We start from the raw sequence: 11821 nt of genomic DNA, 5'->3' as shown, positions 1-11821 counted from the left end.
AAAGCTCACTAATTAATGAGGCTAAATTATGCAGAGTCTACAGATAAATGTAAAATAAGCCTTCTAATGCTGTGACCATAAAATAAGAGAAGCCAACTATGCAATCACCATTTAGCGGCAAACCCGGAACAACGGGATTTCGTCGAGTAATCAATGCGACAGGCTATTCATGGCAAGGATTAAAAGCGGCTTTTCAGCATGAAGCGGCAATTCGCCAAGAGTTAGCGCTATTAGTGATTGCCTCTGGAGTTTTATGCTTATTGGGTCTGCCTATTCTTGAACGATTACTGATGTTTTCCAGTGTGGTGCTGGTGTTGATTGTTGAACTGATCAACTCAGCCATAGAGGCAGTGGTGGATAGAGTGGGAGCAGAGCGGCATGAACTGAGTGGACGAGCAAAAGATATTGGCTCAGCCGCTGTGATGGTAAGCTTACTACTCGCAGGTTTAATTTGGGGAAGTTTACTCTATGCTTATTACGGATAACGTGCCGCAGGAATCTTATTATGCTTAAGCAGCTTTCACTCAATGACCAAACCATCTGGTATGACGAAGAGTGGGTCAATGCCCCCCTTCATTCCCTATTTGATGTTAGCTATTGGCGAGCTGAACAGAAAATCATTGGTAGTGCGACAGGTCGGGGTACCACGTGGTTTATCGCTATGCAGCAGCTTGAAGCGGCACTGCGTCATTATCGTCGAGGCGGATTATTCGGTAAGTTAGTGAGTGACCACTATTGGTTTCAGAGTTGGCAAAAAACCCGCAGTTATGCTGAATTTCATCTCTTGCATTATCTCCGTGAGCAAGGGGTTAATGTACCACGCCCGATTGCGGCCCGAGCCGTTAAACAAGGACTTTTCTATCAAGCGGACTTATTGAGCGAAAAAATTGCCAATGCACGAGATTTAGTGGCGATCTTGCAAGAAAATACCCTAGCAGAAAGTCAATATATTGCGATAGGAAAAGAGATTGCTAAGCTGCATCGGGCTCAGGTGAACCATACCGATCTGAATATCCATAATATTTTGATCGATACATCTAATACTGTATGGATTATTGATTTTGATAAATGCTATCAGCAAAAAGGGGATGGGTGGAAAGAGGCAAATTTACAGCGTTTGCTGCGCTCTTTTCGTAAAGAGCAGCAGCGGTTTGGGATTTTTTGGCAAGAGCCACAGTGGCAGCATATAGTGGCTGGTTATAAAGATTAATGATCACTATTTTTCCATTGTGAAACTATCTCTAAAAAAGATTGATAAATATGATCTTGATGAAATTTCCGATATCCTTCAGAGAGATGCGGGTGACTCGTCATACTTAACACTTGGTCAATATGCTGAGCTATAACGTTTTCGTCATAAGAATCAATAAGATATTGAGATAAATTACCAGTGAGAATTTCACTAGGACCTGATGGACAGTTAGTGCTTATTGCTGGAACATTAAGGATTAATGCTTCAATAATTACTGTAGGTAATCCTTCATGATCAGAGGTTAATAGTAATCCTTTAGCTGATTTTATTATAGGATATGGATTAGTTTCAAATTTTTTAAATATGACTCTATTCTTAATACCTAACTCTTGCGCTAATTGTTCTAAGGTTTTACTTAAAGAACCCTCGCCTAAAATTATTAATGTTATTGATTTATCTTTAATTAAAGAGAAGGCTCGAAGTAACCGATCAACACGTTTTTGTTTTTCTAGTCTACCTATAAAAAGTAAATAGTCTTTTTTGGGGAGGTTGAATTTATAAGATTTTGATTTTATTGATATTTCTTGAATGTCAAAAGGGTTGTATAGAACATTTATCGATAATATATTTTTACCACCGCATTTCTTTATGAATTTATTAATGCTATCAGAAACACATAATACATGTTTGTTTTTTAGTCTGTTTTGTAGCTTTTTTCTATATTTAAATTTTTTAAAAAAACCTCGTTGATTATATGAGTGTTCATCTGAGTTGTGAATGAAAGGGATAAGTCGAGAATCATTAAATTTAGAAATTATTTTTATACATTCACTATGTGGAGCTATTAAATAGTCAAACGTATTATGCTGTAAATACCATTCTTTAAAATAAGGTAGTAATTCTTTAGTTTTTGTTTTATTTTTAGGAGCATCTAAACAGAAAATGTTTAAATCGCTAAGGTTATCTAGCTCTTTGTCATTATGTAAAGTTATAATTTCTATGTTATGACCTTGAGATTGTAGTAGTTTCGCTAATCGGATAGTAACTACTTGTACACCTTCAATTTTTAAATCTCTAATTAAAAACTTTATTTTCATAATGTATTGACTTGCTTTATTTTTAATATATTCATGGTTCTTTCGATGGCGCCTCTATTATCATTAAAGACTTTCAAAGAATTTCCCCCTTTTCTTTTTAATAGCACATTGCTTGAGAAAAGATTTACTAAGTGTTTATAAATATCATTTGCATCGTTACAAAGCTGAATAGCCTCATTTTTTCTTAATAAGTACACTATATCATAGAAATTATAGTAACTCTGACCAGTTAATATAGGCATTCCCAGAGCTGCGGGTTCAACTAAATTATGTCCACCCACTTTGTCTCCCAACAGGCTTCCACCCATAAAACAGACATCAGCGGCATACATTAACGTCAGCATCTCGCCCATGGTATCTCCAAGGTAGATCTGAGTTGGTTCTGTGACAGGTTCAGTTCGGCGGCTAACGGTAAAACCTTGCGTCCGGCACAGTAAATCTACCGAATTAAAACGCTCTGGATGGCGAGGGACCAAAATTAATAATGCATCAGGATAGTGATTCAGCAATTGACGATGTGCTTCAAGGCACATTTCATCTTCACCTTGATGGGTGCTGGCGGCGATCCAAATTGGACGATCTTGGCCTAATTGTTCACGTAATGCTTGTCCTTGCTGACGGATCTCATCGGTCACGGTGATGTCAAATTTAATCGATCCCGTTATCGATATTTTATGTCGGTCGATACCTAGCCGGAGAAAGCGGTCTGCATCACTCTGATATTGGCAAAGTAACTGACTAATATGACAAGAAAGCAGATGAAAGACTGATTGAAAACGCTGATAACGGCGGCAAGAGCGTTCCGATAAACGGGCATTAATCACGGTGATGGGAATGTTGCGTTTTGCAACGCAATGTAGCGTATTTGGCCACAGTTCCGTTTCCATAATCAGCAACTGGCTAGGCTGAATCGCATTAAGAAAACCATTAATGCAGAAAGGAAAATCCAGTGGCATATAACGATGCTCAACCAAATTCGATAATTTTTTGATCTGCTGTCCACCCGTACTGGTTGTAGTGGTGACCACAATTGGTAAATTAGGTTGACGTTCTTTTATTGCTTGAATAATGGGAGTAGCTGCAATAGCTTCACCAACAGAAACGGCGTGAATCCATAGTGGTCTACTTGTTGAATCATCTAATTTAGGGGTTACTCCAAAATGCTCTTTCCAACGTGCACCAAAGGCGGGTTTTCCGGCCCGTTTTTTGTACAAACCATATAGCATAAAAGGGGCGGCGATCAGCAATAATAAAGTATATAAGCCACGAATCAGCATTGATCTAAACCTGTGTCAAAAGCCTCAATAGCTTTGATGATCTGTTGCGGGGCAAGCTCAGTTAAACATTTTAAGTGTCCGTAAGGGCATTCACGTTTAAAGCAGGGGCGACAGTCAATATCGGTATGAACAATCGCACTTTTTTCTGCCAGCGGTGGGGTATAGTGAGGAGAAGTTGAACCATAAACACCGACAACCTGACAACCTGCGGCTGCCGCGACATGCATTAATCCAGAATCGTTACTGACTACTGTTTGACAGCAAGAAAGCAAATCCACCGCCTCAATCAGGCTAGTTTGACCTGCTAAATCACGGATGTTCTCTCTTAGATCTTCTGGAATTTGCGCCACAATCGTTTGGGTTGTCACTTGATCTTTCGCTGAGCCAAAGAGGCAGACTTGCTTACCTTGTTGCAGAAAATGTATAGCGACTTGCGCATAGTGAGCGGCCGGCCACTGCTTCGCCGGGCCAAACTCAGCACCTGGACATAGGCCGATAGTGTCAGTCAATATTAAAGCAAATTTCCTTGCCGTGGCTTGTTGCTGCTCTGTCGAGATAGCTAATTGGGGTTTAGGTAACTGATCGATTCCGCCCAACGCTGATGAACCGGTCATCTTAAGCTTAGGGTGTGCCAACGCGACATAGCGTTCAATCATATATTGAAATGCTTTTTTATTTGGGCGCAAATCATTCAGTAAGCCATAGCGCATCTCACCTTTCCAACCAGTACGTACTGGAATATCGGCAAACCAAGGAATTAAGGCTGACTTTGCTGAATTAGGTAACACGTAAGCGTGATCGTATTGACCACGCAAAGAAAGCCCCAGTTTTCGACGTGCAAAAAAGTTAAACTCACCATGCCCAAACGGCAGTGTTAATGCACGGTGCACCTCTGGCATTCGTTCTAAAATGGGTTTACACCAAGCGGGAGCCATCACATCGATCAAAGCGTCTGGATGTTGCTGTTTAAGGGTGATGTATAAGCACTGCGACATCACCATGTCGCCCACCCAAGATGGGCCTATTATAAGGATTTTCATTTTAGTATTATTTTTAGCCAAAATATCAAATTATGAATGATACGTAAGCTATCTTCGATTAAATGATGTATTTCTCTTTTTATTTTAATAAAAAATGGACGTTTTTTTTGTTGAGCGACTTTTTCATCAATAGAGCTTTCAAGTGTTTCATTATTTGTAACACAAGATGGAACTAGACCAAAACATTCAACTTTGTTTTCCCAAAAACGATCCATCATGATATCAACAGGCAGATACCACTCCTTTGAATGATGTAATAATTTTTTAGCTCCGCTGGGTGTGATGAAATATCCTGTTGCACTCATGTGACCTTTATTGAATTTATGTATTTGAAGATTTCCTAAACTGATATAAGGCTTAGAGTTAAATGATTTTCTCTTATTGTTGAAAATTCGGATACATTCTATTTTCTCTGATAAAGTATCACAGTGTTTGACAAAATCTAGAAATTTCTCACCATCTATGATAGCATCATCTTCTATAATAATCATGTTTTCATTACTATTAATGCATAATTCCCAAAGAAGATAATGGCTTGCATAGCATCCTAGCTGACCAAGATTCATTACCTTTCCTCGCCTAGAGATACTTTTTATTTCATTATATTTATTAAACAATGGATGTGGTAATTCACCTTTCCCATCAATGGCTTTAAAAATATAAAAATCTAACTCTAAGTTTTTTAACTGTTCAGATATTAAATTTCTTCTTTCAATTGAACGCTCTAAATTAATAACGTAAATGTTAGCCATTGTGTTTTGTCTCTCTTTTACATAGTGGAAATAATAATAATAAATAAATAGTTAAACTTTGTGGATGATTAAAAGGAACATCTGTTAAACTGGATATAAAGTAAGTGGAGATGGTTCCAATAATTAAACATTGTCTTAATCTATTTTGTTGAGTGATTCCTCTCAGTGGGGATAATAAAATTGCAATTAGCATTAAGAGGCCTAATATTCCCATTTTAACTAATCGGTCTAAGTATTGGTTATGATAGTGTGATGGTGAAAACTTATGTAAACTAGGAGAGATTTTTCCTTCTTTGTATAGTATTTTTAATGTTTTCTCATGTGTATCTCCAATACCAATAATATAGTTATCCTTAATAACATCGGGAACTGATAGCCACATCTGAAGTCGTAACCCAATAGAGCTTTTTAAATCACCATGACTAATTAGTAATATTTCTTGCTTAGTTTGATCTATTCTTTGTTCGATACTTTCTTTCATTAGGAAGAAAGTGAAAATAACAGAGGATATAATTATAGCAATATATTTTCTTTCTATTTTTGTATGTCTTATATTAATGGTCAGTAGTGCTATTATAGAAATAAATACCGCTAGCCACACACCTCTACTTTGAGTCAATAGTATGCTTGTTGCGGAGAAAACTAAAAAAACACATGATATTATTCGTTCTATATTCTTATTGCTACAAAGAAAGATAGAGAAACACGCTATAAATAACGATGCACATATAGTTGCGTATGGTATGGGATTCATTGTTCCTGCCCACCGATATTCACCAAGGTAAACATTGTGATAGATACTATTTATAAATACAGTTGAGCAACCTAAATAAATTAATCCTTTTAATATAGAGATATCTATCCTATAAAATGGAAATGTAAAAAATAGTATGGTTAGACAGATAAGGGCTCGTAATTCTCTAGAGCTAAATCCATGATAATAGTAAGAGAAAATTGAATAGATGGTATAAATAATTAATCCACAATAAAGCGGAGATGAGATATTTTCTCTTATTACTTTAATGATGTTATTTTCTGATGACAAAGTAATTATACAGGATAGAATAATTATAGGGACAACTATTTTACTACTATTTTCCAAAAGCATTAAAAAACTGAATGAGAAAAAATAGGGTGATAGAATTAAAAAATTTATAATATGGTGATTAGATAATACTTTGATATTCATTAGGGAAATCTTTATTTATTACTATATGGATTTACATCACTATCCGGGCGAGTTTTTAGCAGACGTAAAATCCACATATACTGTTCTGGTCGTTGTGTGACATAGGCTTCAATACATTGGTTCATCATCCTTGCATCTTGCTGCTCATCACCAGTAGGAAAAGGGAGCTGTGGATAAAAATCCAGCTCATAGCATCCTGTTTGGGTGTTAAACATGGCGAACAGTGGAACGATTTTCGCTTTACTTAGTGTTGATAACCGTCCTAAGCCTGCGATTGTTGCTTTTTGAGTCGCAAAGAAATCGACAAAAACACTGTGTTCTCTACCTAAATCCTCATCAGGCAGGTAATAACCTAAGTATCCATCTTTACGTACGGATTTGATAAAAGGTTTGATGCCAACACTTCGGTCGTACACTCGACCGCCATATTGTACGCGCTGTTTATGCATCAACCAGTCAGACACTAAGTTCTTTTGGCTTTTGGCCATCGCGGAAACGGGTAAGCCTCTTGATGCCAATAAAATCGCGGGGATATCAATCGCCCATGTATGTGGAACTAAGAGAATAACATTTTCACCGTTATTCAATACTTGTTCGACATGCTCTAACCCTCGTACGGATGTGTGTTTTTCCAGCCATTGCTTACTTCTTAATGATGTTGAGGCAAACCCCATTAAGAACATAATGGAAGTTACATACATATTAAAAAGGATATGCTCACGTTCGGAGATGGCCTTATCGGGGAAGCACATTGCTAAATTCACTCGGGCTCGAGTATTTGCTTTACTTTTAACTCTCACGGCGAGTGTGGCTAGCCACCGAGCAATCACTCGTTTGAGCCTGTTAGGAAAGAAGCTAGCTAGGCAGGCAAAAAAAATAGCAAGCCAAGTGCCCCAGTAACGAGGGTGAAGAAAGCGCCATTGAAATTTTGGGTTATAGGCGTATTCATCAAAGTCATTGCGTGGTGGTGACGACATAAATTACTCAGTGAAAATGAGGATATTGTTTGAATTTGCAGCGGAGTATAGCAGTTCTCAACTCTACGGGACAGCAACAATCTGACAAACGATTGTATGATATTTCTTATCTATGTAAGCCGATTTTTCTCACTGTTCCTTCTTTATATACTTAAACGCTGGGGGATAGAAAAGTAATCAGCCACCGGATTTACGGTGGCTAGAATAATGTTTTTAGTCACTACCAAACAAGTCTCTTGTGTAGACTTTATCGGCAACATTGCTCAGGTCTTCTGTCATGCGATTGGAAACAATCACATCGGCTTCTTGTTTGAAGGCTTCTAAGTCTTGAACAACACGTGAATGGAAGAAGTGGCTCTCTTTTAGAACAGGCTCATAAACGATCACTTCGATGCCTTTCGCTTTCAAGCGTTTCATAATGCCTTGAATGCTCGATGCTCGGAAATTATCTGACCCTGCCTTCATGATCAAACGGTAGATCCCAACCACTTTAGGTTGACGTTTGAGGATAGAATCGGCAATAAAATCTTTACGGGTGCGGTTAGCATCCACAATGGCAGAAATAATATTATTCGGCACAGATTGATAGTTGGCTAACAGCTGTTTGGTATCTTTTGGTAGGCAATAGCCACCATATCCAAAAGAAGGGTTGTTATAGTGATGACCAATGCGCGGATCTAACCCCACCCCTTCAATAATTTGTCGGGTATCTAAGCCGTTAACTTCTGCGTAGGAATCCAACTCATTGAAATAAGCCACTCGTAGGGCGAGATAGGTGTTTGAGAAAAGCTTTACCGCTTCCGCTTCGGTTGAATGAGTAAACAGAACGGGAATCTCTTCTTTTATTGCCCCTTCCGCGAGTAAATCCGCGAACACTTTAGCGCGCTCACTCTGTTCACCCACAATAATCCGTGACGGATACAAGTTATCATACAGCGCTTTACCTTCACGCAGAAATTCAGGGGAAAATAGGATATTGTCGCACTGAAACTCTTGTTTGATTCGGGCTGTATAGCCAACAGGAACGGTCGATTTTATGACCATTACTGCATTTGGATTGATCGCCATAACGTCACGAATGACCGCTTCCACGGATGAGGTATTAAAGTAGTTGGTTTGTGGATCGTAGTCAGTTGGGGTCGCAATAATGACGAAATCTGCCTCTAGATAGGCCTGTTCTTTATCGATAGTTGCGACAAAATTGAGCGCTTTATTTTGTAGAAAGTCTTCAATTTCTTTATCCACAATGGGGGATTGACGCTGGTTAAGCATTGTCACTTTTTCTTCAATAATGTCTAACGCCACGACTTGATGGTGCTGTGCCAGCAACATTGCATTTGATAGACCGACATAACCCGTTCCTGCTACTGCTATTTTCACGCTCTTTTCCTATCCAACAAATTAATGATTAATGATGGTCATATACTCAGCGACTCCTTCTGCAACGCTTTTAAATTGTACGTCACAACCAGCGGCACGCAGTTTGGTTAAATCTGCTTGAGTATATTCTTGATATGCCCCTTTTAAATGTTCCGGGAAGGGGATGGTTTCAACTTGACCTTGGCCGTGATGTTGAATGACCGCTTTAGCAACTTCATTGAATGATTCAGCATTACCCGTACCACAGTTAAAGATGCCTGAGACGCCATGGTCCATAAACCACATATTGACGGCAGCGACATCACCGACATAGACGAAATCCCGTTTAAAGTGCTCGCTCCCCGCGAATAATTTGGGGTTTTCGCCAGCCTTCATTTGATTATTGAGGTGGAAAGCGACCGAAGCCATGGAGCCTTTATGTTGTTCACGGGGGCCGTATACATTGAAATAACGAAAGCCAGTGATTTGAGAGAGTGTTTCATTATGCTCGGCAGCATCTTGCCACAAGCGGCGAACGTAATTGTCGAACTGCTGTTTTGAATAGCCGTAGACATTAAGGGCCCCTTCATATTGAGGCTCTTCAATAAAAGTATCCGTATCACCATATGTCGCAGCAGAAGAGGCATACAGGAAGGGGATTTCACGATCCAAACAGAAGTGAAGCAGCTCTTTCGAATATTCATAGTTATTGAGCATGATGTATTTGCCGTCCCATTCTGTCGTGGCCGAGCAAGCCCCTTCATGGAAAACCGCGTCTATCGCACCAAAATCATCACCAGCCATAATCTGGGTTAAGAAATCATCACGGTCCATATAATCAGCGATTTTTAGGTCAACTAAGTTTTTGAATTTATGACCATTTTTTAAATGATCAACGACCAGTATATCCATAATTCCTCGGTCATTGAGTGCTTTGATTATGTTGCTGCCAATCATGCCAGCACCGCCTGTTACGATGATCATAACTTGTCCTACCTAAAAGCTAAAAACTGCGCAAATAGTAGCAGAAAAAATGTGGATAGGCGAGAAATCTGGCCTTTGTGATTTCTTCTGGTCCTTCATGTGTAAGGGCCTGTTTATCCAGCGTCATTCCTGCGAAGGCGGAATCTATGTTTTGTGAATGCTGATTAGTCGTTATTTTCTTCTAGCCACACCCAAGTATAGGGTTGGCGTTTTAGTAAATCGTCATGCTCTAATTGTGCAGAGATATTTTTCAGGAGAGGAATATTATCTACGAGAGGATCTATCAACTCGGAGCTGATAGTTCGTTTATAAAGATTCTGATATTGATACAAAAATGTGTCGATGATCGAACTTGACTCAGTTTTTATCCATGAAATAGAAGATTTTTCAATAGCTTTAATCTGTTGATCTAAGGTGATGTCATCAAACTTCATGACGGGTAATTCCATGTGATATGGAGTATAAAAAGTTTGCTTTATAAATTGAGGTAACCCTGTTGTAACCGTTAGTTCAGCATCAATGGATACTCTTAAAATAGTATCATCAATCTGAGGAGTTGAAGAAATTTGAATACATTGCAACCCACTATGTACATAACAGTCGTCCAAGTTTGGGTATTGGGGGGAGGGGAGTGAATTTAGTACTCCTTCTGCACTTAGGTGGCTGGCGATCTCATTTGTACCTTGAGCAACATGTCGAAATGCCCAATAGTGAGGCTCAGAAATGGTCGACTCCTTCCCCTGTAAATTTAAATAATAATTGCTAGGTTCGATAAGCTCTGAATAACTATACGTACTGTTTACATCGGTGGTTAATGGCTGCCACAAGTAAGCATTAGGGGCATTAAATTTTCGACCATCAACAAATAATTGTGCCAAAGAGATGTCAACATCAATAGGTGGATTCCATGAGTTATCTAAATTTTCTATGTTATGGAGTTTTATTTTTTGACTGGAATTACCTATGGTATTTGTTGCACTGAGATTATTTGTTTGAGCAAATTCGAAAGCAAAGAGATTCTTAACCTCAGATATTTTACGTTTGTAGGCAGTTAGCATTACGGGCTTCTTGGTTGGAGAAATAGCGGTTACTTTTTCTCCACTACAAGAACTGTGATTGTCACTACAACTAGAAAACCCTAGAAAATCTTGGTTTAATTTATTAATGGAATAGAAGAAATTATTATCGGTCCAATCAGGTGATTCAATAAAGGCAGAATATTCTTTTTCTTGTGGATTTAAATGATTTGTAGATGTTACTAAACAGTTAATATTATTGTTTTTATTCTTAGCGTAAATAGAAAATGTTTCTAAAATTAACGACTTAGAAAAAGTGCTAATGAAGTGATCTCGACCTTCTGAATAGGAAAAGCTGATATATCCATCAGCAGGAACATCGCTTTGTTTAAAACGGAAAGTAGAGCCTAATCCATTCGTTTCCGTTTGATTCGTATAACGACGAACGAAGTTACCATTTTTATCATGAATAACAATTTTGTAATTATTTTCAGGCACAGACCGATATGCGATAACCTTTCTTGTTTTATCGTCATTATAGCCAAATATTTGGCAGCTATTTTGATCATTTTCAGCAACATTATCTAAATCAAAAAAGCTCACATTATAATATTTCACCGTCGGTGATGGTGTGCTACTCGAACCTCCACTTTCACCACCGCCACAACCGAATAGAGTGAGTGCAATTGCGCTAGAAATCAGATATTTGTGCATAGTCTACAGTCTCAAGTTAGCAAGCGAGATAGGTTACCCATCATCATGGTTGATCAAATATTATCTTCACGTAACCCTAGCAAATAACATGCCTAGTCACGGATGTTATGTCATATTCCGATGTTATATTTTACTTATCCAGCCTAAACTGTCACTTCCACATCGGAATTTGTGTGTAAGTAGGCGTCTAAGTGTTGTGAATTCATATCAATAGGTTCCCCCCC

General features: G+C 38.5%; 11 protein-coding genes. 2 read left to right on the top strand and 9 right to left on the bottom strand.

All coding sequences use genetic code 11. The annotated features are described in order from the left end of the window. The first annotated feature begins 98 nt into the window (after positions 1-98). Positions 99-485, top strand: a complete 387-nt coding sequence (locus B5D54_RS12745; RefSeq protein ID WP_078926945.1) for a diacylglycerol kinase — start codon at positions 99-101, stop codon at positions 483-485. A 20-nt stretch (positions 486-505) separates the two neighbouring features. Beyond that, positions 506-1210 (top strand): 3-deoxy-D-manno-octulosonic acid kinase, encoded by a 705-nt coding sequence (locus B5D54_RS12740; RefSeq protein WP_078926944.1) that lies wholly within the window; start codon positions 506-508, stop codon positions 1208-1210. On the opposite strand, the gene B5D54_RS12735 is transcribed toward B5D54_RS12740, so the two are convergent. The 9 genes from B5D54_RS12735 to B5D54_RS12695 form a co-directional block, all read right to left on the bottom strand. Continuing rightward, positions 1207-2289 (bottom strand): glycosyltransferase, encoded by a 1083-nt coding sequence (locus tag B5D54_RS12735; protein ID WP_050492451.1) that lies wholly within the window; start codon positions 2287-2289, stop codon positions 1207-1209. The genes B5D54_RS12740 and B5D54_RS12735 overlap by 4 nt on opposite strands. Next, entirely contained in the window at positions 2286-3566 is a 1281-nt protein-coding gene (waaA, locus tag B5D54_RS12730) for a lipid IV(A) 3-deoxy-D-manno-octulosonic acid transferase (protein WP_032481497.1), read from the bottom strand. The genes B5D54_RS12735 and waaA overlap by 4 nt, the downstream gene beginning before the upstream one ends. Next, complete coding sequence (waaF, locus tag B5D54_RS12725) at positions 3560-4606, bottom strand: lipopolysaccharide heptosyltransferase II (RefSeq protein WP_078926943.1); 1047 nt, start codon at positions 4604-4606, stop codon at positions 3560-3562. The genes waaA and waaF overlap by 7 nt, the downstream gene beginning before the upstream one ends. Then, positions 4603-5358 (bottom strand): glycosyltransferase family 25 protein, encoded by a 756-nt coding sequence (locus B5D54_RS12720; RefSeq protein ID WP_078926942.1) that lies wholly within the window; start codon positions 5356-5358, stop codon positions 4603-4605. The genes waaF and B5D54_RS12720 overlap by 4 nt, the downstream gene beginning before the upstream one ends. After that, positions 5351-6547, bottom strand: a complete 1197-nt coding sequence (locus tag B5D54_RS12715) for an O-antigen ligase family protein (protein ID WP_078926941.1) — start codon at positions 6545-6547, stop codon at positions 5351-5353. Before B5D54_RS12715 ends, B5D54_RS12720 begins: the two co-directional genes overlap by 8 nt. An 11-nt stretch (positions 6548-6558) precedes the next feature. Further along, complete coding sequence (lpxM, locus tag B5D54_RS12710; protein ID WP_078926940.1) at positions 6559-7524, bottom strand: lauroyl-Kdo(2)-lipid IV(A) myristoyltransferase; 966 nt, start codon at positions 7522-7524, stop codon at positions 6559-6561. A 213-nt stretch (positions 7525-7737) separates the two neighbouring features. Next, a complete protein-coding gene (locus tag B5D54_RS12705) occupies positions 7738-8904 on the bottom strand; it encodes a nucleotide sugar dehydrogenase (protein WP_002030601.1) in 1167 nt (388 codons plus the stop codon). Positions 8905-8925: 21 nt separating this feature from the next. After that, the gene (rfaD, locus tag B5D54_RS12700) at positions 8926-9867 is read right to left on the bottom strand and encodes an ADP-glyceromanno-heptose 6-epimerase (protein ID WP_078926939.1); all 942 of its coding nucleotides are present in this window, start codon (positions 9865-9867) and stop codon (positions 8926-8928) included. A gap of 164 nt (positions 9868-10031) precedes the next feature. After that, positions 10032-11597: a hypothetical protein gene (locus B5D54_RS12695; protein ID WP_078926938.1), complete on the bottom strand. Its 1566-nt coding sequence runs from the start codon at positions 11595-11597 to the stop codon at positions 10032-10034. Positions 11598-11821: the final 224 nt, after the last annotated feature.

The sequence above is a fragment of the Vibrio cincinnatiensis DSM 19608 genome, from assembly GCF_900167345.1.
GTDB lineage: Bacteria > Pseudomonadota > Gammaproteobacteria > Enterobacterales > Vibrionaceae > Vibrio > Vibrio cincinnatiensis.
This window is presented reverse-complemented; position numbering and strand designations above follow the sequence as displayed.

What these genes read in the sequence shown, in the direction of transcription:
- B5D54_RS12740 (WP_078926944.1), top strand. Translation starts at nt 506, where the DNA reads ATGCTTAAGCAGCTTTCACTCAATGACCAAACCATCTGGTATGACGAA.
- B5D54_RS12715 (WP_078926941.1), bottom strand. Translation starts at nt 6,547, where the DNA reads ATGAATATCAAAGTATTATCTAATCACCATATTATAAATTTTTTAATT.
- lpxM (WP_078926940.1), bottom strand. Translation starts at nt 7,524, where the DNA reads ATGTCGTCACCACCACGCAATGACTTTGATGAATACGCCTATAACCCA.
- rfaD (WP_078926939.1), bottom strand. Translation starts at nt 9,867, where the DNA reads ATGATCATCGTAACAGGCGGTGCTGGCATGATTGGCAGCAACATAATC.
- B5D54_RS12720 (WP_078926942.1), bottom strand. Translation starts at nt 5,358, where the DNA reads ATGGCTAACATTTACGTTATTAATTTAGAGCGTTCAATTGAAAGAAGA.
- waaA (WP_032481497.1), bottom strand. Translation starts at nt 3,566, where the DNA reads ATGCTGATTCGTGGCTTATATACTTTATTATTGCTGATCGCCGCCCCT.
- waaF (WP_078926943.1), bottom strand. Translation starts at nt 4,606, where the DNA reads ATGAAAATCCTTATAATAGGCCCATCTTGGGTGGGCGACATGGTGATG.
- B5D54_RS12745 (WP_078926945.1), top strand. Translation starts at nt 99, where the DNA reads ATGCAATCACCATTTAGCGGCAAACCCGGAACAACGGGATTTCGTCGA.
- B5D54_RS12735 (WP_050492451.1), bottom strand. Translation starts at nt 2,289, where the DNA reads ATGAAAATAAAGTTTTTAATTAGAGATTTAAAAATTGAAGGTGTACAA.
- B5D54_RS12695 (WP_078926938.1), bottom strand. Translation starts at nt 11,597, where the DNA reads ATGCACAAATATCTGATTTCTAGCGCAATTGCACTCACTCTATTCGGT.